Origin of the sequence: Aquamicrobium lusatiense (assembly GCF_014201615.1) — a bacterium.
In the GTDB taxonomy this organism is placed as follows: domain Bacteria; phylum Pseudomonadota; class Alphaproteobacteria; order Rhizobiales; family Rhizobiaceae; genus Mesorhizobium; species Mesorhizobium lusatiense.
Map to the genome: position 1 here is coordinate 920,027 of NZ_JACHEU010000001.1, position 21,970 is coordinate 941,996.

Genomic DNA, 21,970 nt, shown 5'->3' on the forward strand with positions numbered 1-21,970 from the left:
CCCTGCGTCCATTCGGGCGCACAAAGGACGATCTGACTGTCGAGAGGTCATCGGAATAATCGGAAACCGGAGTCCCTTTTCGGTCCGGCGCTCTGATCCTACCAGTCGCCGATCGTTGCCTGAATGACGGCGAGTGCGGCGACCGCTGCCGTATCGGCGCGCAATATGCGCGGCCCGAGCGGAATGGCGGTGACGAAATCGAGCGCCCGCAGCATGCGGCGTTCGTCTTCGGAGAAGCCGCCTTCCGGGCCGACCAGCAGCGCCAGCCGCTTCTCGCCGATGGCCCGCAGCGCTGCAACGGGGTTGTTGGTGGCCGCGTCCTCGTCGCAGAAGATCAGCCGCCGCTCCCTGTCCCAGCCGGACAGCAGGCGTTCCAGCCGCACCGCCTCGCGCACCTCCGGCACGGCAAGGATGCCGCATTGCTCGGCTGCCTCGATCACATTGGCGCGCAGGCGATCGGAAGCGGTCTTCGTCACCTGCGTGTGCTGGGTGAGAACGGGCTGCAGCACCCCCGCACCCATCTCCACCGCCTTCTGCACCAGATAATCCAGCCGCGCCTGCTTGAGGGGCGCAAAGCAGTAGACCAGATCGCAGGGGGCCGGTTGCGGGCGTTGCAGGCTGTTCACGGTGAGCCGCACCACCTTCTTCCTGACCTCGGAAACGGCAGCCGACCATTCCCCGTCGCGGCCGTTGAACAGGAGAAGCTCGGCGCCCGGACCAAGTCTCAGCACATGGGCGAGGTAATGGCTCTGCTGCGGATCGGCGTCGATTTCCATGTCTGCCGCAAGATCGCCGGGCACGAAAAGTCTCTGGAGCTTGTAATTGGCGCGCATCGGCGCTTGATGCGGCAGGCGGGCCTTCGCGTCAAGCACCCGCAGAAGCATGCCAGTCTGGCCGGTAGCCTGCGCGCAGCACCGCCACGGTGGCTGGCGGGGTCAGCAGCACAAAGCCGTCTGCTTCGGGTATTGAGGCCGAAATATAGCCGGCAAACGACCATTGCAGATAGCGGCCATCCCGTCTGGTGAAACAGGTGGCGCCAGTGCTGAACATGGCGCCCTCCGGCAGCTTCGCGATGTCGGCGGGCGTCATCACTGCCGGCTTTGTCCTGCTGGCCAGCCTTTCGCCATGCAGGCGCGTGTCGAGCTGCGGCGCACGTGGTTCGGCAATGCCTGAGGCCGTTGCGAAGCGGCCGAGAAAATCCTTCGCCCGCTCGCGCCGGCAATAGAAGCAGGGCCGATGCCCGGCCGCGAGCGCCGTCACCTCGTCTAGGAAGAACAATTCCGTCCAGCCTGCTTTTCCGCCGGGCTCCTTGCGCGCTCCATCGCGTCCGCCATTGCGCCCCATGGGCACACGCCGCTGGTCGCCGAAATCGCATTCGCAGATGATCCATGCCTTCGTCGTCCAGCGGCGCGGAAGCAGGGTTCTGGTGTCGGGATCGTGGATGATGCCGCGATTGCCGGTGAACATGCCGCGTTCCGCCACCGCATGGATGACACCGAAGGGATCGACCCGGTTCTGCAGTGGCATAGCTTTTTCCTGAAACTGCCGGCTGGCGACAGGCCTGCACCGCTTGGCCTGCCTCTACCGGCCATGGTATCGGTCGCCACAGCTTTGTCACGGGTGGGTGAGTCAATGCGTGTTCTTGTCGTGGAAAATTTCGCGAATACCGGCCTTGGCCAGATGGGCGCGGCCATCGAGGAAGCCGGCGGCGCGATCGACATGCGCCGGGCTCATCTGGGTGAGGCGCTTCCGCTGAATGCGGCCGGTCATGACGCGCTGATCGTGCTGGGCGGCGTGCAGAATGCGCTTGCCGACGATGTCAGCCCCTATTTCCCGGCACTTCTCGACCTCATCCGCGATTTCGAAGCGAGAGACCGGGCCGTTGCCGGCATCTGCCTCGGCAGCCAGCTCATCGCCCGCGCCTTCGGCGGCGAGAACCGGATCGGCGGGGCCCGCGAGTTCGGCTGGCAGCAGGTCGATCTGGCACCCGAGGCGGAAGGCGATGCGGTGCTCGGCAAGCTTCCGCAAAATTTCCCCATTTTCCAGTGGCATGACGACACCTTCTCGCTGCCCGAGCGCGCGACGCGCCTTGCCGGCAGCGCGGTGGCGCAGAATCAGGCCTATCGCATCGGCCGCGCCACCTATGGCTTCCAGTTCCATTTCGAGGCCGATACCGGGCTTGTGCGGGAATGGAGCGAGCTTTTCGCGGCAACGATCGCGGAGCGCCGCCCCGGCTGGGCGGAAGATCTGGACGAGGAAGCGGCCACAAGAGGGCAGCAGGCGGATGCGGCGGGCCTGTCCATTGCCCGCGCCTGGGTTTCCGCCATCAGGGCATAAGGTCCGCCGCCTGCCATGTCTCGGGGCGTGACAATTTTGGCACGTCGCGGCGAAACTCCTGTGGAGGACCGTTTCAGGTCTTGGCCCGGCCTTCCCCTGCTTCTAGAACGCGCTCGCAAAGGCATGGCGCTGGGCCGAAAGATTTTTCCTTTCTGCTGACGAACCCTTCGGGGACTTCTGCGTTTCAATGCAATGGTAATCATATCCGTGCAGGATGAGCGGCAGACAGAATTCAGAGATGACCTCAGTGAAAGCAGCCCTTCTGACCTTCGCCATGCTCTCCGGTCTCGCCATCGGCGGTTTCGGCATCTATGCCGCCGACGCGGCGAACGGCCACAATGCGGTTGACGGCTACGGCGTCACCGCCGCGCTGGACTGAAACACGCCTTCTTGCCTCACCGTCAGAATTGTCTTGCGCGCGTCGTCGATGCGGAGGACGCTCAGCCTTCCCGTGCGATAGGCGCCGGTATCGAGGTTGACGCGGTTCGGCCTCACCGTGACCACGCCTGACGGCGTGTGGCCGTGCAGGATCACCCTCGGATGAAGCCCCTCGTAACGATGGAATTCGCCGCGAATCCAGACAAGATCGTCAACTGACTGGCGCTCCAGCGCCACGCCCGGCCGGATGCCGGCGTGGCAGCAGAAGAAGTCGCCACAGTCGAACGACGTCTCCAGCGCATGGAGCAGCGCGAGATGGGATTGCGGTATCGCGGCCGCCAGCGCCGCATGGAATGCGTGCAGCGCATCGCCGCCTTCTTCCACGGCGCCGAAATGCGCGGCATGAACGCCATAAGACGCAGCCGTTTCGAGGCCGCCATGCGTGATGAAAATCCCGCAGGGATCGGGTCTGGCCAGAAAGTCGAGCAGGCCGAGGTCGTGGTTGCCCGCCAGAACGACATGGCGCGGGTCGCGGGTCTTTGCCTCAGCCAGAAATTCCAGCACGCCGCGCGAATCCGGGCCACGATCCACATAGTCGCCCAGATAGACGATGCGCCAGTCCGCCGGCGCATCGGCGTGCAACTCCGCCTCCGCATGGCGGTGGAAAGCCCGGAGCAGATCGAGGCGGCCGTGGAGATCGCCGACAGCATAGAGCCGCAGACCCGGTGGCGTTCGGGCATGGCTGAAATCGATGCTGCCGGCCATGTTGTCAGCCCCTGAAGAGCATGTCCTTGCCAAGGTCGCGGATGTCGCGCTTGCCGCACAGCGCCATCGTCGTGTCCAGCTCCCTGGAGATGATGTTCAGCGCATTGGTCACGCCCTGCCTGCCCTGAGCGCCCAGCCCGTAGAGGAAAGGCCTGCCGATGAAAACGCCCTTCGCGCCGAGGCACAAGGCCTTCAGCACGTCCTGGCCCGAGCGGATGCCGCCATCCATGAACACCTCGATCCGGTCGCCAACCTTATCCGCGATCGGCTCCAGCACGGAGATGGAGGAAGGCGCGCCGTCGAGCTGGCGTCCGCCATGGTTGGAGACGATGATGGCGTCGGCGCCGCTTTTGGCCGCCAGTTCCGCGTCCTCGTGGTCCAGAATGCCCTTGAGGATCAGCTTGCCGCCCCAGCGCTTGCGGATCCACTCGACATCCTCCCACGACAGCTTTGGATCGAACTGGTCAGCCGTCCAGGAAGACAGCGACGACAGGTCGGCGACGCCTTTGACGTGGCCGGCAATGTTGCGGAAGGTGTGGCGCTTGGTGCCCAGCATGCCCATGCACCATTTCGGGCGGGTTGCCATCTGCCAGATGTGCTTTGCCGTGAATTTGGGCGGAGCCGAAAGGCCGTTGCGCAGGTCCTTGTGGCGCTGGCCGAGAACCTGCAGATCGAGGGTGAGCACCAGCGCCGAGCATCTGGCGGCTTTCGCGCGCTCGATCAGGTTCTCCACAAAGCCGCGGTCCTTCATTACATAGAGCTGGAACCAGAAGGGCTTCTTCGTCACCGAGGCAACGTCCTCGATCGAGCAGATGCTCATGGTGGAGAGGGTGAACGGCACGCCGAATTCCTCGGCTGCCTGCGCCGCCAGCATTTCGCCGTCTGCATGCTGCATGCCGGTCATGCCGGTGGGCGCCAGCGCCACGGGCATCGCCACATCCTCGCCCAGCATGGTGGTTTTCAGCGAGCGGTTGGTCATGTCCACCAGCACCCGCTGCCGCAGTTTGATCTTCGCGAAATCTTCCTCGTTGGCGCGGTAGGTGCCTTCCGTCCACGAACCGGAATCGGCGTAGTCGAAGAACATCTTGGGCACACGCCGCCGGGCAAGCTGCTTCAGTTCGTCTATGGTCAGCGGTTCGGTCATTTCTGCTTCAGTCTTTCTGTTGGGGGCCCGGTTCGGTGCGCTGGCGCAACCGCAGCCGGGAAACGCGCTGCCAGTCTCCGGCCCGTTCGGCCTCGGCGGTGGTGCGTTCGACATAGGCGATGTGATCCATCGCGGCTTTGCGCGCCGCAGCCGGATCTCCGGCCACGATCGCGGAATGAATGGCGCGGTGCTGTTCGAGCAGCATCTCGCGCGCGCCGGGCAGCGCAAAAACCAGAAGGCGGTTCTGGAACACGTCTTCCGACAGAAGCCGGTAGCAGGAGCGCAGCGTGTGCAACAGGATGATGTTGTGCGCGCATTCGCCGACGGCGTGATGAAATTCCACGTCGACCTCGGCCTCGGCCTCGAAATCGTCGGCGCGGTAGGCGGCGTCCATGCGCGCCATGATCTCGTCGAGCAAAGCGAGGTCGTCGGCCGTTGCGCGCCGCGCCGCGTATTCGGCTGCCACGCCTTCCATCTCACGGCGATATTCGAGATAGTCGGCCGCCGCCTTGCGGTGGCTGGAGATCAGCTCGATCACCGGCCGGGAGAACACCTGCCCGATGACGTCGGCAACGAAGGTGCCGCCGCCATGACGGGTGACGAGCAGGTCGCGCGCTTCCAGCGCCTTCAGCGCATCCCGCAGGATCGGCCGCGAAACCTCGAACTGCCGCGCCAGTTCGCGTTCGCCCGGCAGTCTGTCGCCGGTGCGCAGAACGCCTTCGAGAATCAGGCTCTCGATCTGCTGCACCACCTCGTCGGCGGTGCGCGAATGTTCGATCCGGGTGAAGATTTCGGTCACTTGAGTGCCAGATAAAGGAGCGACGGTGGCAAAACATAACGGCAATCGCCAAAATTGGTCAAATAGTTTATCCAGTTTGCCGGTTTTCCTCAGCCCGCCGGCGTTGAACTGAACGTTTGCGCGGGGCGCGGAACGGCCTTAAACCGGCATTTGCAAACCAGTTCCGGGAATATGAGCCGTGCAGAAAGGTCCGATCGGTCCCGAGTTCGAAACGCGCCCGACCGGCAGCGTCATGGGCTTTCCGGCGCATGAGGCACGGCCCGGCGCGCTGGGCGAAGTGCATTCCAGGCCCTATCCGCTGGTGACCACGCCGCGCGTTCTGGTGCAGCTTTCCTTCATGACCGAGGGCGGCTCCGTCGTCGATCAGGCCGTGCTGTCGGAACTGTCACGCCGTCTGGGCATCGCGGCGCCCGACCGGCAGGCCCGCCACCACGCCATGAAATGGGGCAAGGGCACGCTGCGCTGGGAGCGGCACACCGAATTCTCCACCTATCTGTGGGAAGGCCCCCTTTCCGAAAGCCGTCGCGCGCAGGAGGATTCGCCCTTCGGTAACGGGTTTTCGCCGCCCGGCACGGTCATTTCCGGCATAAGGCTCGAAATCCGCAACTGGACGCCGGCCAGCGAGAAGCTGATCGAGGGTTTCGACCCGACCAGCCTGTGCTATTCGCTGGTGGAAGGCGGCAATGCGGCCATCGTTACCGATTTCCGGCAGGACGGCGACGGGCTGACGCGCATTCTCATTCTCGATCGCGGCCTGACGCCAGCCCGCGCCGGCGCGCTTTCGCACCGCCTCATCGACATCGAGACTTATCGCACGCTTGCCATGCTCGGTCTGCCGCTGGCCCTGTCGCTGTCGGGCCGCGTGCGGCGCATCGAGGACAAGCTCGCCGTCATCACCGCCGAGATGCGGGTGCCGGAAACGCGCGAAAACCAGAAGCTTCTCGCCGACCTGACGGAACTTGCAGCCGAACTGGAAGCGGATGCGGCCTCCAGCCTCTACCGCTTCGGCGCCAGCCGCGCCTATGACGGCATCGTCACCGAGCGTCTGGACGCGCTCGAAGAGGCCGTGGTGCCGGGCCACGAGACATGGGGCAGCTTTCTGCAACGCCGCATGGCGCCGGCCATGCGCACCTGCCGTTCGGTCGAGGAGCGGCAGGCGAACCTGTCGCGCAAGCTCACCCGCGCCACGACATTGCTGCGCACATGGGTAGACGTGGAGGTCGAGAAGCAGAACCGCGACTTGCTGGCTTCCATGAACAACCGCGCCCGCCTCCAGCTTCGCCTGCAGCAGACGGTCGAGGGCCTTTCGGTGGCGGCGGTGTCCTATTATGTGGTGGGGCTGATCGGCTATCTGGCCAAGGGCGTTTCCTCATGGTTCGGCCATGCCGTCGCGCCCGAGGTGGTGACGGCCCTGTCCGTGCCGGTGGCTATCCTGCTTGTGTGGTGGGCGGTGCGGCGGGTGCGCCGCCTGCATTCGGAGCCGGCGAAGCACGCGGGCGCCGAGTAGCCCCTCATCCGGCGTTTCCGATGCCCGTGCCGCCCGGTCCAGCGTCACATTGACGCTGGCCGTCTTGCGCGCGCTCGCCTCTTGCTTTGAACTATTGCCCGATTTACAGGCACCGTCGATAACTGGTAAAAGGAGTTTACCAGTTGGAGGAGCTGTTTCGCATGTCCGGACTTGCCATGCCCGCGCCCGATGGCGCGACGCTTGCCCGCCGCGGTGAAATCGTCGCCGACCTGTGCGCCATCGTGCCGGGCGAGGGCGTGGTCGATACGGTCAGCGAGATGCGCGCTTTCGAGAGCGACGGGCTGACCGCCTATCGCCAGCTTCCGCTGGTCGTGGTGCTGCCGGAAACGACCTCTCAGGTGTCGCGCGTGCTGGAATATTGCAACGAGCGCAACATCCGTGTCGTGCCGCGCGGGTCCGGCACCTCGCTTTCGGGCGGTGCGCTGCCGCTGGAAGACGCCGTGCTCCTGGTCATGAGCCGCTTCAACCGCATTCTGGAAATCGATTATCCCAACCGCGCCGTGGTCGCCCAGCCGGGCGTCACCAATCTCGGCATAACCCATGCGGTCGAGGCCGAGGGTTTTTACTATGCGCCTGATCCGTCGTCGCAGATCGCCTGTTCCATCGGCGGCAATGTGGCCGAGAATTCGGGCGGCGTGCATTGCCTCAAATATGGCCTCACCGCCAACAATCTGCTGGGGCTGGAAATGGTGCTGATGAATGGCGAGGTGGTGCGCCTCGGCGGCCGGCATCTCGATGCCGAGGGCTACGATCTTCTGGGCGTCATGACCGGATCGGAAGGACTACTGGGCGTCGTCACAGAGGTGACGGTGCGCATATTGCGCAAGCCGGAGACGGCGCGGGCGCTGCTGATCGGCTTTCCCACCAGTGAGCAGGGCGGCCAGTGCGTGGCCGACATCATCGGCGCCGGCATTATTCCCGGCGGTATGGAGATGATGGACCTGCCGGCGATCCGCGCGGCCGAGGATTTCGTCCATGCCGGCTATCCGCTGGATTGCGAGGCGCTGCTGATCGTCGAGCTGGACGGTCCGGCGGTCGAGGTCGATCACCTCATCGATCTGGTCGAGAAGATCGCCATCCGTAACGGCTCCACATCCTGCCGCATTTCGCAGAGCGAGGAGGAACGGCTGCGTTTCTGGGCCGGCCGCAAGGCGGCGTTCCCAGCCGTGGGACGCATCTCACCCGATTATTACTGCATGGACGGCACCATTCCGCGCAAGGAGCTGCCGCGCGTTCTGGCCGGCATGCGTGAGTTGTCGGAGCATTACGGCCTGCGCGTCGCCAATGTCTTCCACGCCGGCGACGGCAATCTCCATCCGCTCATTCTCTACGACGCCAATGTGCCGGGCGAACTGGACAAGGCCGAGTCCTTCGGCGCGGACATATTGCGGCTGTGCGTGAAAGTTGGTGGCGTGCTGACCGGCGAGCATGGGGTGGGCGTGGAAAAGCGCGACCTGATGCCGGAAATGTTCTCCGAGACCGATCTCGACCAGCAGATGCGGGTCAAATGCGCTTTCGATCCGGGCCATCTGCTCAATCCGGGCAAGGTGTTTCCGCAACTGCGCCGCTGCGCCGAGCTCGGCCGCATGCACATCCATCGCGGCCAGATGCCGTTCCCGGACATTCCGAGGTTCTGATGCTGTTCAGGCAAGCCGTTCTCGAAGGAATTGCCGAAGGCCGCATCACGCTTGCCTTCCGCCGCTGGAGCCGCCCGTCCGTCAGGGCGGGTGGTGCCGTTCGCACCGCGGCGGGTGTTGTCCGCATCGGTTCCATCGATGTAATCGAACCTGGCGACATCACGCCGGCGGATGCGCGGAAGGCAGGCTATGACGACCTCGCTGCTCTGGTGGGGGAGCTTGGCACGGATGGCGAAAAGCCGCTCTACAGGATCACACTGACGGGCATTGAGGCCGACAGGCGGGTGGCGCTGCGCATGAACGCTCGCCTCGATGCGGCGGAGATCGCGGAACTTGAACGGCACTTCGCTCGCTGGGAAAAGGCGCAACCCGGCTATTTCCCCGCGATCCTGAAGGCGATCGACGACCATCCGGAGGTGCCGGCGGCTGTGCTGGCGGAAAGCCTGAAGGTCGAAAAGCTGCGGTTCAAGCAGGACGTGCGCAAGCTGAAGGAACTCGGCCTTACCGAAAGCCTTGCAACGGGATATCGGCTTTCCGCGCGGGGCGAGGCAGCCATCAGGCGTCTGGGAATTCGACCATGACCACATTTGCCCCCACATCAGCAGACGAAGTTCTGGAAGCCGTGCAATGGGCGGTGTCCGAGGAACAGAAGCTGGAAATCATCGGCCATGGCTCGAAGCGCGCCATTGGCAATGAGGGCGGGGCCGAACATGTGCTCGATCTTTCCGGGCTGTCCGGCATCACGCTCTACGAGCCGGAGGAGCTTGTGCTGTCCGCCAAAGCCGGCACGCCGCTGGCGGAGATCGAGGCGGCGGTGGCGGCGCGCGGGCAGGAGTTTGCTTTCGAGCCGATGGATTATGGCCCTCTGCTGGGCGGACCGCCGGGGCGCGGCACCATCGGCGGCGTGCTGGCGGCCAACCTCAGCGGGCCAAGGCGGCTGAAGGCGGGTGCGGCGCGCGACCATATCCTTGGCATCCACGCTGTTTCGGGGCGGGGCGAGGCGTTCAAATCCGGCGGCCGGGTGGTCAAGAACGTCACCGGCTACGATCTCTCCAAGGCGCTGGCCAACAGCTGGGGCACGCTGGCGGTGGCCACCGACGTCACCTTCAAGGTGCTGCCGGCGGCGGAAACGGAAACCACGCTGGTCATCTCCGGTCTGCTCGACGACAATGCCGTGGCCGCCATGGGGCTGGCGCTCGGTTCGAGCGCCGAGGTTTCGGGCGCCGCGCATCTGCCCTATCCGGCCGTCACCCGCGTTGCCGGCGCAGAACTCGGCAGCGACCAGGCGACGTTGCTGCGCGTCGAAGGTTTCGGGCCTTCGGTCGCCTACCGGATCAGATTGCTGCGGCAGCTTCTGGAAAAAGCGGGTCCCATGCAGGAGATCGAGGCGGAAGCCTCGCGCACCATGTGGCGCGAAGTCCGCGATTGCATCCCCTTCGCCTCGGTGCCGCATATGCCGGTGTGGCGCGTGTCCATGCCGCCGGCGGATGGCCACACCATGGTCATGGCCCTGCGCATGCAGGCGGCTGTCGAGGCCTTTTACGACTGGCAGGGCGGGTTGATCTGGCTCGCCATGGCGGCAGGCGACCCGGAAGCCGGGCTGGTGCGCTCGCTGGTGCAGAAATACGGCGGCGGCCATGCCACGCTGGTGCGCGCGACGCCCCAACAACGCGCCGAAATTCCGGTCTTCCAGCCGCAGCCGCCAGCGCTTGCCGCCCTGTCGGCACGGCTGAAGGCCGAGTTCGATCCGAAGAACATTTTGAATCCGGGCCGGATTGTTGCGCCCGGCAAGACCCGGAAGGGAGCTGCCTGAGACATGCAGACCCATTTCACCCCCGAGCAGCTTGCCGATCCGCATGTGGCGGAATCGGAAAAGATCCTCCGCAAATGCGTGCATTGCGGCTTCTGCACCGCCACCTGCCCGACCTATGTGACGCTCGGCAACGAGCTCGACAGCCCGCGCGGCCGCATCTACCTGATCAAGGACATGCTGGAGGGCGGCCGTCCCGCCGACCGCGAGATCGTCACCCATATCGACCGTTGCCTGTCCTGCCTGTCGTGCATGACCACATGTCCGTCTGGCGTCAATTACATGCATCTGGTCGATCATGCCCGCGCCCATATCGAGGAAACCTACAGGCGCCCGCTGCCGGACCGGCTGATCCGCGCTGTTCTGGCCGCAGTGCTGCCCTATCCGGCGCGGTTCCGCGCAGCCCTGAAGCTGGCGAAGCTGGGCCGGCCTTTCGCTGGCCTTTTTGAACGGACCAGCGCGCTGAAGCCGCTGGCGGCGATGCTGAAGCTCGCTCCGGCAAGCGTGCCGCGCGCGTCTTCCGCGGCATCGCCGGGCGTGCATCAGGGCGGGGGCGCAAAACGGGGGCGCGTCGCCATCCTCACCGGCTGTGCCCAGCCGGTGCTTGATCCCGGCATCAACGAGGCCGCGATCTCGCTGCTCAACCGGCTGGGTGTCGAGGTGGTGGTGCCGCCGGGCGAGGGCTGTTGCGGGGCGCTGGTGCATCATATGGGCCGCGAAAGCGAGGCGCTGGATTTCGCCCGCCGCAACGTCGATGCCTGGACGCGCCAGATCGACGAGGGCGGGCTCGATGCCATCATCATCACCGCTTCCGGCTGCGGCACGACGATCAAGGATTACGGCTACATGCTGCGCCTCGACCCCGCCTATGCGGAGAAGGCAGCGCGGGTCTCGGCACTGGCGAAGGACGTGACCGAATATCTCGACACGCTCGACCTGCCGGAACCGGCGGCGAAGCCCGGCCTCACCATTGCCTATCATTCGGCCTGTTCCATGCAGCACGGCCAGAAGATCACGCGCCAGCCCAAGGCGTTGCTGACGCGCGCGGGCTTCGTGGTGAAGGAGCCGCGCGAGGGGCATCTGTGCTGCGGCTCGGCCGGCACCTACAACATCATGCAGCCGGAAATTTCGGCAAGGCTGCGCGACCGAAAGGTGAAGAACATCACGGCCACGGGTGCTGAGCTCGTCGCCACCGGCAATATCGGCTGCATCACCCAGATCGCTTCCGCCGCGAAGCTGCCCGTGGTGCACACCGTCGAGCTGCTCGACTGGGCCTATGGCGGGGAACGGCCCAGACAATTACAGTAAGGCCAGTTGCAGTAATGTCAAAAACTACAGCGGCCAATCCGGAAACAGAAAAGGCAGCGCGGCGTTCACCGGCTGCCTTTTCTGCGACTGGCCACGTCCCCCGACACGGCCCGTCCCCCGTTGTTGGGAAAAGCTTTTACATGACAACGACCGTCGCGCCAACAGGCACGCGTTCGTAAAGATCGACGACGTCCTCGTTGCGCATGCGGATGCAGCCGGAGGAGACGGCGGCGCCGATCGTCCATGGCTGGTTGGTGCCGTGGATGCGGTAGAGCGTCGAGCCAAGATAGAGCGCGCGTGCGCCGAGCGGATTTTCGATGCCGCCGGACACGAATGTCGGCAGATGCCGGCCCTTGGCCTTTTCGCGGGCGATCATTTCCGCCGGCGGGCGCCAGTCTGGCCATTCCCGCTTCGACGTCACCTTGTGGGTGCCGGCCCATTCAAAGCCGGGCTTGCCGGTGCCGACGCCGTAGCGACGCGCCTTGCCGTCCTTTTCCACCAGATAGAGGAAGTTGTCGCGGGTATCGATGACGACGGTGCCGGGCTTGTGCTTGCCGTCATAATTCACGACCTGCGGCAGGTAGATCGGGTTGATCTGCGGGCGCACGGCGCGCTTCTGCACGGTGCGGCCGGCGGACGCCTGCTGCACCCGCGCCGGGCGCGCCTGCTGCGTGGCCTGCGGCTGAACAACAACGCGCTGGCGCGGCTGTGCCTGCACTGCGGTGCGCGTCGCCGGCTGGGTGCGGTAGACGCGCCGTGGCTCAGGCGCCACGCGCCTGACATTGTCCCGCCTCGCATTGTCAGGAGCCTTGCCGAGCTGCAGCACCCATGGCGCGGCAAGGTCGGGGCTCACCCGCACCGGCGGGCGCTCGATATAGCGGTCATTGGCCATGGCCGGCAAAAAGCCCATGGAGAGGACCCCGGCCAGGCAGGTAAACAGGAAAAGGGCTCGTTTCATGTGACGCAATCCTGGGTTCGGTCGTCGGCCGGAAAAGCGTGTCCGGTCATGGCGCGATCCTGTGCGCGAAGGACAACCGAAAGGTGAATCCCGGATGCGTCGAATGCCGTTTTGTCAGTAAAGCTTTCGGTATGGTTATCCGGCGGTTCAGGAATCTGGTAAAGCGCCGGTAAAGCACCGGAAAACCGCGTTAACGGATAGTGGCATGAGCGAAAAAGACGGCATCATCACCGGCCCCGACGGGGTGGGCCGCTGTTTCTGGCACGGCAACCTGCCCGACTACATCCACTATCACGACCATGAATGGGGGCGGCCGGTGGCCGACGACCGCCGCCTGTTCGAGAAGATCTGCCTCGAAGGTTTCCAGTCCGGCCTGTCGTGGCTGACGATCCTGCGCAAGCGCGAGAATTTTCGTGAAGCCTTCGCCGGCTTCGATTTCGAGCGCGTGGCGGAGTTCACCGGGGCCGATGTCGAGAGCCTGCTGGGCAATGCCGGCATCGTGCGCCATCGCGGCAAGATCGTCTCCACCATCAACAATGCGCGCCGCGCCCGCGAACTGGTGGATGAGGCCGGCTCGCTGGCGGCGTGGTTCTGGAAGTTCGAGCCCGCGCCTGAAGAGAGGCCTGCGATAGTGGACCTTGCCCATCTGCGGGCCAACCCGACCACCGCCGTTTCCGCGCGCATTTCCAAGGAACTGAAGAAGCGCGGCTGGAGCTTTGTGGGGCCGACCACCGTCTATGCCTTCATGCAGGCCATGGGCATGGTCAACGACCATATCGAGGGCTGCGCCTGTCGCGCCGGGGTGGAGGCTGCGCGCGCCGGCTTCCGCAGGCCGGTCTGAGCCGAACTCCGGCTTAAGCCGCCCTTGCCGCTGGGTGCGGCATCGGTTAGGACAGCGCGCGGTCTGGCGCACGCCGGCCCGCTGCCGCCCTATTGCCGAACCGCAGAGTACCCGCCATGGCCGAACGACCGGAAAAGATGAAAGCACGCCTGCCGCGCGGCTTTGTCGACCGCAGCCCCGACGACATCCGCGCCGTTGACAGGATGATGGCGCGTATCCGCGAGGTCTATGAGCTTTACGGTTTCGAGCCGGTCGACCAGCCCCTGATCGAATACACCGATGCGCTGGGAAAATTCCTGCCCGATCAGGACCGGCCGAACGAGGGCGTCTTTTCCTTTCAGGACGATGATGAGCAGTGGCTGTCTCTGCGCTACGACCTGACCGCGCCGATGGCCCGTTTCGTGGCCGAGAATTTCGAGAAGCTGCCGAAGCCTTTCCGCTCCTATCGTGCGGGCTGGGTGTTCCGCAACGAGAAGCCGGGCCCGGGGCGCTTCCGCCAGTTCATGCAGTTCGATGCCGACACGGTCGGTACGCCGGGCGTGGCGGCGGATGCCGAAATGGCGATGATGATGGCCGACGTCATGGAAGCCGTGGGCATCGCGCGCGGCGACTACGTCATCCGTGTCAACAATCGCAAGGTGCTTGACGGTGTGCTGGAGGCCATCGGCCTGGGTGGCGAGGACAATGCCGGCCGCCGCCTCACCGTGCTGCGCGCCGTGGACAAGCTCGACAAGGTGGGGGCGGACGGGGTGCGGGCTCTGCTCGGCAAAGGCCGTCTGGACGAGAGTGGCGACTTCACCAAGGGCGCGGGTCTGGACGAGGCGCAGGCGGATCGCGTGCTGCTGCTGACCTCCTCCACCGGCGACGACCTTGCAGGCGCCTTGGCTGCCATGCGCGGTGCCGTTGCCGGCTCCCCGCGCGGTGAAGAGGGCGTGCAGGAACTGGCCGATATCGGTGCGATGGTAGCCGCTGCCGGCTATGATGATGGCCGTATCAAGATCGACTCCTCCGTGGTGCGCGGCCTCGAATATTACACCGGCCCCGTCTACGAGGCCGAATTGCTGGCCGAGATTCCCAATGACGAGGGAAAGATCGTGCGCTTCGGCTCGGTCGGCGGAGGCGGCCGTTATGACGGGCTGGTGTCGCGCTTCCGCGGCGAGCCTGTGCCGGCGACCGGCTTTTCCATCGGCGTCTCGCGCCTGATGACGGCGCTGAAGAACCTCGGCAAGCTCGACATGTCCGATGTCGTCCAGCCGGTCGTGGTGCTGGTCATGGACAAGGACGTGACAAGCCTCGGCCGCTACCAGAAGATGGTGTCGGATCTGCGCCGGGCCGGCATCCGCGCCGAGATGTATCTCGGCGGCGCGGGCATGAAGGCGCAGCTCAAATATGCCGACCGGCGCGGTTGTCCGGTGGCCGTCATTCAGGGCGGCGACGAGCGCGAAAAGGGCGAGGTCCAGATCAAGGACCTGATCGAAGGCGCGCGCATGTCGGCCGAGATTTCCGACAATGCCGAATGGCGTGCAGCACGTCCTGCGCAGGTCACCGTTGCGGAAAGCGATCTGGTCGCCGAGGTGAAAAAGATCCTGGACGCACAGGCTGCCGACAGGGCCGGTCAATGAACCCTGCGATGAACGAGGAACGGCGATGACATCGCGCTCTCCTTCCGTCGCGGGCGACGTGAGGTCGCTGTTCGCGGCCAAAAGCGTCGATCTGGTCGAAGTCGGCGTGTTGCAGCCGGCCGATCCGTTTCTCGACATTGCGGGCGAGGATCTGCGCCGGCGCATATTCCTCACCGAGAGCGAGACCGGGCAGGCGCTGTGCCTGCGCCCGGAATTCACCATTCCCGTGTGCCTCGATCATATCGCGTCACAGGCCGGCACGCCGCGCCGCTATGGCTATCTGGGCGAGGTGTTTCGCCAGCACCGCGACGGGTCGAACGAATTCTTTCAGGCCGGCATCGAGGATCTAGGCGACACCGATACGGCCGCCGCAGATGCACGGCTGGTGGCGGATGCGCATGACCTGCTGGCGAAGGCGGTTCCGCAGGCCAGCCTGACGCTGACCATCGGCGATCAGTCCGTGTTCGAGGCGGTGCTGGCCGCACTTGGCCTGCCGCGCGGCTGGCGCATGCGGCTGGCGCGGGCCTTCGGCTCGCACGAAATGCTGGATGCCGCCCTTGCCGATCTCGCCAACCCGCCGCGCAACGGCCAGCTGGCCGGGCCGGTGGCGCTGCTTGCCGTCGATGGCGACGTGGAAGGGCTGACCACACAGATCGCGAAGGGCATGGAGCAGGCGGGACTGCCGCTCTCTGCCGGACGTACGCCAGCCGAGATCGCGCGGCGTCTGATCGAGAAGGTGCAGTTGCGCAGCGTGTGCCTCTCCGACGATGCCTTTGCAGCCCTGAAGAGCTTTCTCGCCATCGACACGCCGCTTGCCGGCGCGGCCGACGCGCTGCGCGATTTCGCCAGCGAGGCCGGGCTGGAGCTTGGCGGTGCGCTCGACCTCTTCGCGGAACGCGCGCAGGCGATTGCCGGGCATGGGCTGGCCTCGGATGCGGTGCGCTACGATGCCGCCTTCGGGCGTCCGCTCGATTACTACACCGGGCTGGTGTTCGAGATCGGGGCCGAGGGAACCGATGGTCGCCCGCTCGCCGGCGGTGGCCGCTATGACCGCCTGCTGACGCTGCTCGGCGCGAAGCAGGCCATTCCCGGCGTCGGCTTCTCCGTATGGCTCGACCGGGTCGAAGCGCTGAGCGAGGTGCGGGCATGAGCGTGACGCTGGCCATTCCCTCCAAGGGGCGCCTGAAGGAAAAGACGCTGGAAATACTGGCTGGGGCAGGTCTTGCCGTCAGCCTGCCCGAGGATGACCGCCGTTACCATGCCCATGTCGAGGGCCGCAGCGACATCGAGGTCGTGTTCATGTCGGCCTCGGAAATTTCGGGCGAGATCGGCAGCGGCGGCATCGATCTCGGCGTCACCGGCGAGGATCTGGTGCGCGAGAATCTGGCCGACTGGGAAAGCCGTGCCGAAATCGTCGCGCGGCTTGGCTTCGGCCATGCCGACGTGGTGGTGGCCGTGCCCGACATGTGGCTCGACGTCGACACCATGGCCGATCTTGACGACGTGGCGGCCGATTTCCGCCAGCGCCATGGCCGGCGGCTGCGCATCGCCACCAAATACTGGCGTCTCACGCAGCAGTTCTTTTCCGGCAAGCACGGCATTCAGGTCTATCGCATCGTCGAAAGCCTGGGCGCCACCGAGGGTGCTCCGGCGGCAGGTTCCGCCGATGTCATCGTCGACATCACCTCCACCGGCTCGACGCTCCGCGCCAATCATCTCAAAATTCTGGGGGATGGCGTGATCCTGCGCTCGCAGGCCTGTCTGGTCGCGTCGCGCAGGGAGCGTTCGGCATCCGACGATGCGCTGATCCGCGAGATCGCCGCTGCCGTCAGTGCCTCCGTGGGCGAAACCGCATCAGCCTGACCGGCGGTGGTTTCGAAAGAGCGCGCGCCGCCGCGTGAGATCGCTCAGTTCATATGGGGTAAGTTCCTCATGCGGCAGCGGCCAGACCGGCTGACTGCTGCCGCAGGAACAGGAACAGAATTTCACGCGCATTCTGATTTAGAGCGGTGGGGATTTGAGGATCCCGCCAGCCGGGCTCCGGAAGAGGCCGCATCCCGGCCGAACGATAATGGGTGACCTGCGCCACGGCTGATCGGCTTCCCGATCTTGCTCGCATCAGACCCGCCGGCTCCTGCCTTCTGCGGAAGTCACCTGCCCTGAATGACGCGGATGAACCGTGGGCTCTTGGTGCGGAAATCCTCATAGGTGATGCGGCCGCTGGCGATGCCGTTGAAGGCGCGCGTGCAATAGGTGCGCGCGACATTGCTGCGCGGGCTGACATTCATGATCTTCGCCATCTCCGCCTTGCGGGCCGGCGAGGCCCTGGAGGCGCCGCTGTAGCATTTGTTGATCGCGTCCCGCTTCATGGCCGGGCTGCCGCGCACGATCTCCTGCGCCTGCTTGTAGCTCGATTCCGTTACGCAGCCGCTTAGAATGACGCCGGCCGCGATCACTGTGAGCACCCCTCGTATGTGCATGCTGCTCTCCCTCTGTGCCAATGACGCCGGAGAAACTGAAACATGTGGCCGCGCCTGTCAAAGCCGAACCGGCCGGAAGCAGCCTCAGGCAACCACCTGCAATTCGGTGACGACGCGGTTCCTGCCGTTGTTCTTGGCTCGATAGAGCGCGCTGTCGGCTCTGCGAAAGACGCTCTCGAAGCCATCGTCAGACGGAAGCATGATCGCGATGCCGGCACTTGCCGTGGCCGGAACGGGTCCCTGATCCGTCTGGATCTGGTTGGCCGCGAAGGCAGATCTCACGCGCTCGGCTATCGCAATCGACGACGGCACCGAAGCCTGCCGGATCACCACGACGAACTCTTCGCCGCCCATTCTGGCGGCCAGATCCCCGCGCCGCAGGATGGAACGCAGTTCATGCGCGAACTGGCACAGGATGCGGTCGCCTGCATGATGCCCATACTGGTCGTTTATGGACTTGAAGTTATCGAGATCGAAGACGATTACGGCGTCGCCCGGTTGCAGATGATCCATCTTCAGGCTGTCCAGCAGCGCGCGCCGGTTCAGCGTGCCGGTCAGCGGGTCGGTCCGGGCTTCTATCCGGTGCCGGCGCGCCACGCGCGACTGATTGAGCCCGAGCGAAAGGGCGCCGATGCCGGTTATGCCTGCGATGGCCATGATGGCATTGAGGTTTTCCGCCCAGTTGTCGGGCCGGTGATCCAGCGACCATTTTCCGTCCAGCACGAGCACGGCGGCGCAGGCCATGAATGACAGGGCAGTCAGCAGGTAAAGCGCCGTTACGCCGGTAATCGAGGTTGGAGCCTCACGCCGCGCATTCCAGTAGAGCCGGGCTGTCAGCACGATCAGGCCTGCCGCGATCAGATTGTAGAGAGCGATGCCGATCCCTTCGAAGCCCATGACGATGAGCCCGCTTACGGGAACGCTGAGACAGACGAACAGAGCTGCCGTGGCCGGCCAGTTCATTCGTTTCCCGACGAACAGCTTTGCTGCGGCATAGACGGCGATGAAGCCGGCCGTCTGGAGAGCGAAACCGGAAGCAGTCACGGCCGTGAATTCGAAAGGGATCGTCGAATAGATGACGACGCCGCAGCCCAGCAGCACCATGCCGATGAACCATCCGATGAGGAAACGGTCCATCCTGTTCTGAAGCCAGACACTCAGCATCGTCAGGGCAAGCGCGGTCGCACAGATGCCGGCTGCAAAGAACAGCGTGTCCGAATCCATCCCCATTCTGGTCACGCCTCTTGCCGTGGGTCCGATTCCTTGCCCGTAACATAAGGCTGCAGGTGATACGAAAGCGACTACGAGAAGGGTAAACAGAAGGTTACGCGTTCTCGTCCTGTACTGCAATGCCGTGCAGAACAGGGCCGAAAACGAAGGTTCCCCTGCCGCGACCTCAGGCCGGGCAGGGGAATGGAGTGATCAGAACTTCACCGTCAGGCCGGCCCGGAAGGTACGGCCGGGTGCCGGCATATAGCTTTGCGCCAGCGGATCCAGATAGTAGCGGTCGGTGATGTTCTGCACCGAGGCGTTGAGGATCGTGTCCTCGCGCAGCTTGTAGCTCACAAACGCGTCGAAGACGGTGACGGGGTGGTAATAGAGCTGCGGAGTGGTGTCGCTGCTCTGCCAGGGCTTGTCGATGGTTTCTGTCGGGCCTGACGTGTAGGTCATGCGACCGCCCACCGTCAGCCTGTCTTCAAAGAATCGGCCGCCCACGGTCAGGTTCACCGCATATTTCGGCGGGTTCTGGGTGTTGATGTAGGAGCCGACATAGCTGCCGGGCGTGCAGTCAGGCGCATCCTGCGTCTTCACATAGGCATTCGCCTTTTCGCGCAGATAGGCTGCGAAGGCTGCATCACAGGTCTCTGTTCGCAGATAGTAGGTTGCGCCAAGCTCGGCGAAGAAACGGCCGTTGTCGTAGTTCGACTGGAATTCCAGACCGCTGGTCTGATAGCTGTCGGCGTTGGAGAAAGTCATCAGTCCGGTGCCGAAGGGGTCATAGTAGCGGACGATGTAGTTCTTCACGTCATTGTTGAAATAAGCGAGCTTGAAGGAGGCTACGTCGCCTTCGGTGATCAGGCTTTCGCGTGTGGTGCTGGCGCCGATCTCTATGGCGCGCGAGCGCTCCGGCTTCAGTCCCGAGGCCGGGTCGACCTGCAACGTGCCGATCGTCGTCTCGAACAGCGACGGCAGGCGATAGCCCTGCGTATAGCTTGCATAGAGGAAGGTCTGCGGCGAAATCTCGTAGTTGACGCCGATGGCCGGTGTGAAGCCGCTGGCGCTGTTCGACATCCTCTCGCCGCGATCGAAGCCGACCACCATGTTGGTGTAGCCTGGATTGCCTTCGGCCATGTAGGTTGGTGTGCCGAACTCGTCGAAGGGAATGCCGTCGAACGGGTTGTTCGTGTCGGTAATGACCATGCCGTTGTTCAGGCGCGGATCGGTAGCGTCGGTGAACTGGCCGTTTTCGTCCGGCGTCCAGTACATGTTGCCGAAGACCTTGCCGTTGTAGACCGAGACCCACTTTCCATAGACGTTCTCACGGCGGGCCACCGAAGGCGCGTTGCGGTCGTGCGAGGAGTAGCGGCCATAGCGCCCGCCGGCCCAGAACTGCAGGTTCTCGCGCGGCTTGTATTCGAGCTTGCCGGAGAGGTTGACTTCGGTGCGGTAGCCGTCGCGCAGGTTGCGGTTGGAGTTCAGGTCGTGTTCGGTGATCACGACTCCGTCCTGCGGGCGGATGTCCTCGTACTGGAATCCGCCGCCGAAATCGAGGGCGAAGGCGCCGGCCTCTGTCTTGAACTCCGAGCGGTTGGAAAGATCGCCGCCGACGCGGGTGTTGTCCATGCGCACCCAGCTGCGGTCGCTGCTGCCATAGACCCATTGCGACTTCGGACCGTTGGTGGCGTTGATCTGGTCGCTCTTGGCGCCCGTGGCCCAGAAATTGGCCTTGAAGTCGATCAGGTCATTGTCCTTCGGGTCGAACGAGTAGCGCGCCGAGGCCGAATTGATGACCATGCTGCCGACCGGATACTGGTAGACGCCGCCGGTGCCGAACCTGAAAATATCGGAAGGCATGATCTCGCCGAACTCGCCGTCGAAATAGCGGTAGCTGAGTTCCAGCTGCTGCTCGTCGGTTGGCTTGATGGTGGCCTTCAGCAGAGCCGACTCGGTGCTGACCGAGGTGTTGAGAACCTCTTCGCCGGCCATGTAGGACTTGGCCACGGTATTGTTCTCATAGCCCCATTTGTCGAATTCGCGATATTTTTCGCGTCCATGCTTGCCGGCGAAGTAATTGCCCTGATTGCGGCGCGCATAGGCTGCCACCAGATCGATATGGTCGCTGGTGAAGGCTGCCGCCACGCTTCCGGACTTGGCTTTGGAATCGAAGAGATTGGGGCGGCTGTCATGGGGCGTGGTGGTAAGTTCGCTGCTGCTTCCCAGATATTCGGGCCGGTAGGCCTGCTTCACGCCGTTGTCCCACAACTCGCCCTTCAGGCGCACGCCCCAGTTCTTGCCGGGCTTGATGATGTCTTCGGGGCGAAGCGTCGTCATGTTGACAGTGCCGGCGATCGCGCCTGCGGCCGAAGGAGACAGGCCCGGACCCTTGGTGATGGTCACGTCGCTGATGAGGTCCGGATCGAAATAGCTGCGCTGCTGCGTGCCCGCATAGCCGCGATAGACATTGAGCGACTGCTGCGAGCCATCGACCGTGACGGCAACGCGGCTCTGACCCTGCAATCCGCGAATGTTGACGTCGACACCGCCGCCATTGCGGCTGTCTCCCACCTGAACACCGGGCTGGCCCCTGAGCATGTCGGAAGGGGACAGCCGGCCATAGCGGTCGAGCTGTTCAGCGGTGATGTAAACGGAAGATGCCGGATCGGTATAGACGGACTGCGCCCCGCCGCGTCCGGAAACATTGATGGTGCTCAGAAGCATCGAGCTGCCCGAAGGTGTGGTGGCATGGGCCGCCGAAACACGATCGGTGATGAGAACGTTCGACGGATCCTTGAACGTGTAGACGAGGCCGGAGCCCTGCAGGATCTGCGCCAGTGCCTGCTCGCGTGTAGCCGCACCACGAATGCCGGGCGACGATTTGCCTGCCGCGATCGAAGCTTCATAGGAGACCTGAGTTCCCGACTGGCTGCCGAACGCGGCCAGAGCCCGGCTGAGCGAGCCTGAGGGGATGTTGAAGGTCGTTTCCGCGCGTGACTGGGCAAAACTGCCGGTCGACATCAACGCAATGCCCGGCGGCAATGCCGTGGTTGCCAGCAGCGCCGCAGCAAGCATTTTACCGCCGATGCGGCCGGCTTTATTCTTCACAGGCCCGAACCCCATGTCCTATGCACTCCGTTTTCGAATT

The 21,970-nt window shown here is 64.4% G+C and carries 20 protein-coding genes; 11 read left to right on the forward strand and 9 right to left on the reverse strand.

Going from position 1 to position 21,970, the window contains the following annotated elements; genetic code table 11:
- Positions 1-98: 98 nt before the first annotated feature.
- Together HNR59_RS04440 and HNR59_RS04445 are read right to left on the reverse strand one after the other, a co-directional pair.
- Positions 99-833 carry a 16S rRNA (uracil(1498)-N(3))-methyltransferase gene (locus HNR59_RS04440; RefSeq protein WP_183831322.1) on the reverse strand — a complete coding sequence of 245 codons (735 nt, stop codon included), beginning with the start codon at positions 831-833 and terminating at the stop codon, positions 99-101.
- Between the two features lie 31 nt (positions 834-864).
- Positions 865-1,527, reverse strand: a complete 663-nt coding sequence (locus HNR59_RS04445) for a hypothetical protein (protein WP_183826517.1) — start codon at positions 1,525-1,527, stop codon at positions 865-867.
- Between the two features lie 105 nt (positions 1,528-1,632).
- Here HNR59_RS04445 and HNR59_RS04450 point away from each other — a divergent pair, with 105 nt between their 5' ends.
- Both HNR59_RS04450 and HNR59_RS04455 read left to right on the forward strand, forming a co-directional pair.
- Positions 1,633-2,337, forward strand: a complete 705-nt coding sequence (locus HNR59_RS04450) for a type 1 glutamine amidotransferase (protein ID WP_183826520.1) — start codon at positions 1,633-1,635, stop codon at positions 2,335-2,337.
- A gap of 238 nt (positions 2,338-2,575) precedes the next feature.
- Complete coding sequence (locus HNR59_RS04455; protein WP_183826522.1) at positions 2,576-2,716, forward strand: hypothetical protein; 141 nt, start codon at positions 2,576-2,578, stop codon at positions 2,714-2,716.
- Here the strand turns inward: HNR59_RS04455 and HNR59_RS04460 are convergent.
- The 3 genes from HNR59_RS04460 to HNR59_RS04470 are packed head-to-tail and all read right to left on the reverse strand — an operon-like array spanning position 2,689 to position 5,423.
- On the reverse strand, positions 2,689-3,480 hold the full coding sequence (locus tag HNR59_RS04460) for a metallophosphoesterase (protein ID WP_183826525.1): 792 nt from the start codon (positions 3,478-3,480) through the stop codon (positions 2,689-2,691). The genes HNR59_RS04455 and HNR59_RS04460 overlap by 28 nt on opposite strands.
- 4 nt (positions 3,481-3,484) lie before the next feature.
- On the reverse strand, positions 3,485-4,624 hold the full coding sequence (locus HNR59_RS04465; RefSeq protein ID WP_183826528.1) for an alpha-hydroxy acid oxidase: 1,140 nt from the start codon (positions 4,622-4,624) through the stop codon (positions 3,485-3,487).
- Positions 4,625-4,631: 7 nt separating this feature from the next.
- Positions 4,632-5,423, reverse strand: a complete 792-nt coding sequence (locus HNR59_RS04470; protein WP_183826531.1) for an FCD domain-containing protein — start codon at positions 5,421-5,423, stop codon at positions 4,632-4,634.
- 232 nt (positions 5,424-5,655) lie between these two features.
- Here HNR59_RS04470 and HNR59_RS04475 point away from each other — a divergent pair, with 232 nt between their 5' ends.
- The 5 genes from HNR59_RS04475 to glcF all read left to right on the forward strand — a co-directional run bounded on the left by HNR59_RS04475 (position 5,656) and on the right by glcF (position 11,706).
- A complete protein-coding gene (locus tag HNR59_RS04475; protein WP_183831324.1) occupies positions 5,656-6,930 on the forward strand; it encodes a DUF3422 family protein in 1,275 nt (424 codons plus the stop codon).
- 161 nt (positions 6,931-7,091) lie between these two features.
- Positions 7,092-8,588, forward strand: a complete 1,497-nt coding sequence (locus tag HNR59_RS04480) for an FAD-linked oxidase C-terminal domain-containing protein (RefSeq protein WP_183826534.1) — start codon at positions 7,092-7,094, stop codon at positions 8,586-8,588.
- Positions 8,588-9,169, forward strand: a complete 582-nt coding sequence (locus HNR59_RS04485; protein ID WP_183826537.1) for an ASCH domain-containing protein — start codon at positions 8,588-8,590, stop codon at positions 9,167-9,169. Before HNR59_RS04480 ends, HNR59_RS04485 begins: the two co-directional genes overlap by 1 nt.
- Positions 9,166-10,401, forward strand: a complete 1,236-nt coding sequence (locus tag HNR59_RS04490; RefSeq protein WP_183826540.1) for an FAD-binding protein — start codon at positions 9,166-9,168, stop codon at positions 10,399-10,401. The genes HNR59_RS04485 and HNR59_RS04490 overlap by 4 nt, the downstream gene beginning before the upstream one ends.
- A 3-nt stretch (positions 10,402-10,404) precedes the next feature.
- Positions 10,405-11,706, forward strand: coding sequence for a glycolate oxidase subunit GlcF (gene glcF, locus HNR59_RS04495; protein ID WP_183826543.1), 1,302 nt, complete (start codon positions 10,405-10,407; stop codon positions 11,704-11,706).
- Between the two features lie 136 nt (positions 11,707-11,842).
- Here glcF and HNR59_RS04500 read toward each other — a convergent pair whose 3' ends face one another.
- Complete coding sequence (locus HNR59_RS04500; RefSeq protein ID WP_183826545.1) at positions 11,843-12,664, reverse strand: L,D-transpeptidase; 822 nt, start codon at positions 12,662-12,664, stop codon at positions 11,843-11,845.
- A 205-nt stretch (positions 12,665-12,869) separates the two neighbouring features.
- Here HNR59_RS04500 and HNR59_RS04505 point away from each other — a divergent pair, with 205 nt between their 5' ends.
- From HNR59_RS04505 to hisG, 4 genes are all read left to right on the forward strand, one after another.
- A complete protein-coding gene (locus HNR59_RS04505; protein ID WP_183826548.1) occupies positions 12,870-13,505 on the forward strand; it encodes a DNA-3-methyladenine glycosylase I in 636 nt (211 codons plus the stop codon).
- Between the two features lie 116 nt (positions 13,506-13,621).
- The gene (gene hisS, locus HNR59_RS04510) at positions 13,622-15,127 is read left to right on the forward strand and encodes a histidine--tRNA ligase (RefSeq protein ID WP_183826551.1); all 1,506 of its coding nucleotides are present in this window, start codon (positions 13,622-13,624) and stop codon (positions 15,125-15,127) included.
- 25 nt (positions 15,128-15,152) lie between these two features.
- The gene (locus HNR59_RS04515; RefSeq protein ID WP_183826554.1) at positions 15,153-16,277 is read left to right on the forward strand and encodes an ATP phosphoribosyltransferase regulatory subunit; all 1,125 of its coding nucleotides are present in this window, start codon (positions 15,153-15,155) and stop codon (positions 16,275-16,277) included.
- A complete protein-coding gene (gene hisG / locus HNR59_RS04520; RefSeq protein ID WP_183826556.1) occupies positions 16,274-16,990 on the forward strand; it encodes an ATP phosphoribosyltransferase in 717 nt (238 codons plus the stop codon). The genes HNR59_RS04515 and hisG overlap by 4 nt, the downstream gene beginning before the upstream one ends.
- 287 nt (positions 16,991-17,277) lie before the next feature.
- Here hisG and HNR59_RS04525 read toward each other — a convergent pair whose 3' ends face one another.
- The 3 genes from HNR59_RS04525 to HNR59_RS04535 form a co-directional block, all read right to left on the reverse strand.
- Complete coding sequence (locus HNR59_RS04525) at positions 17,278-17,607, reverse strand: hypothetical protein (RefSeq protein WP_183826559.1); 330 nt, start codon at positions 17,605-17,607, stop codon at positions 17,278-17,280.
- Between the two features lie 84 nt (positions 17,608-17,691).
- On the reverse strand, positions 17,692-18,837 hold the full coding sequence (locus HNR59_RS04530; protein WP_183826562.1) for a GGDEF domain-containing protein: 1,146 nt from the start codon (positions 18,835-18,837) through the stop codon (positions 17,692-17,694).
- A gap of 192 nt (positions 18,838-19,029) precedes the next feature.
- Positions 19,030-21,945, reverse strand: coding sequence for a TonB-dependent receptor (locus HNR59_RS04535; protein ID WP_210307203.1), 2,916 nt, complete (start codon positions 21,943-21,945; stop codon positions 19,030-19,032).
- Between the last annotated feature and the right edge of the window lie 25 nt (positions 21,946-21,970).

Coding starts and splice junctions, on each gene's coding strand:
- hisG (WP_183826556.1), top strand. CDS start 16,274: ATGAGCGTGACGCTGGCCATTCCCTCCAAGGGGCGCCTGAAGGAAAAG.
- glcF (WP_183826543.1), top strand. CDS start 10,405: ATGCAGACCCATTTCACCCCCGAGCAGCTTGCCGATCCGCATGTGGCG.
- HNR59_RS04475 (WP_183831324.1), top strand. CDS start 5,656: ATGGGCTTTCCGGCGCATGAGGCACGGCCCGGCGCGCTGGGCGAAGTG.
- HNR59_RS04450 (WP_183826520.1), top strand. CDS start 1,633: ATGCGTGTTCTTGTCGTGGAAAATTTCGCGAATACCGGCCTTGGCCAG.
- HNR59_RS04460 (WP_183826525.1), bottom strand. CDS start 3,480: ATGGCCGGCAGCATCGATTTCAGCCATGCCCGAACGCCACCGGGTCTG.
- HNR59_RS04505 (WP_183826548.1), top strand. CDS start 12,870: ATGAGCGAAAAAGACGGCATCATCACCGGCCCCGACGGGGTGGGCCGC.
- HNR59_RS04525 (WP_183826559.1), bottom strand. CDS start 17,607: ATGCACATACGAGGGGTGCTCACAGTGATCGCGGCCGGCGTCATTCTA.
- HNR59_RS04530 (WP_183826562.1), bottom strand. CDS start 18,837: ATGGGGATGGATTCGGACACGCTGTTCTTTGCAGCCGGCATCTGTGCG.
- HNR59_RS04490 (WP_183826540.1), top strand. CDS start 9,166: ATGACCACATTTGCCCCCACATCAGCAGACGAAGTTCTGGAAGCCGTG.
- HNR59_RS04480 (WP_183826534.1), top strand. CDS start 7,092: ATGTCCGGACTTGCCATGCCCGCGCCCGATGGCGCGACGCTTGCCCGC.
- HNR59_RS04535 (WP_210307203.1), bottom strand. CDS start 21,945: ATGGGGTTCGGGCCTGTGAAGAATAAAGCCGGCCGCATCGGCGGTAAA.
- HNR59_RS04440 (WP_183831322.1), bottom strand. CDS start 833: ATGCGCGCCAATTACAAGCTCCAGAGACTTTTCGTGCCCGGCGATCTT.
- hisS (WP_183826551.1), top strand. CDS start 13,622: ATGGCCGAACGACCGGAAAAGATGAAAGCACGCCTGCCGCGCGGCTTT.
- HNR59_RS04455 (WP_183826522.1), top strand. CDS start 2,576: ATGACCTCAGTGAAAGCAGCCCTTCTGACCTTCGCCATGCTCTCCGGT.
- HNR59_RS04500 (WP_183826545.1), bottom strand. CDS start 12,664: ATGAAACGAGCCCTTTTCCTGTTTACCTGCCTGGCCGGGGTCCTCTCC.
- HNR59_RS04485 (WP_183826537.1), top strand. CDS start 8,588: ATGCTGTTCAGGCAAGCCGTTCTCGAAGGAATTGCCGAAGGCCGCATC.
- HNR59_RS04515 (WP_183826554.1), top strand. CDS start 15,153: ATGACATCGCGCTCTCCTTCCGTCGCGGGCGACGTGAGGTCGCTGTTC.
- HNR59_RS04465 (WP_183826528.1), bottom strand. CDS start 4,624: ATGACCGAACCGCTGACCATAGACGAACTGAAGCAGCTTGCCCGGCGG.
- HNR59_RS04445 (WP_183826517.1), bottom strand. CDS start 1,527: ATGCCACTGCAGAACCGGGTCGATCCCTTCGGTGTCATCCATGCGGTG.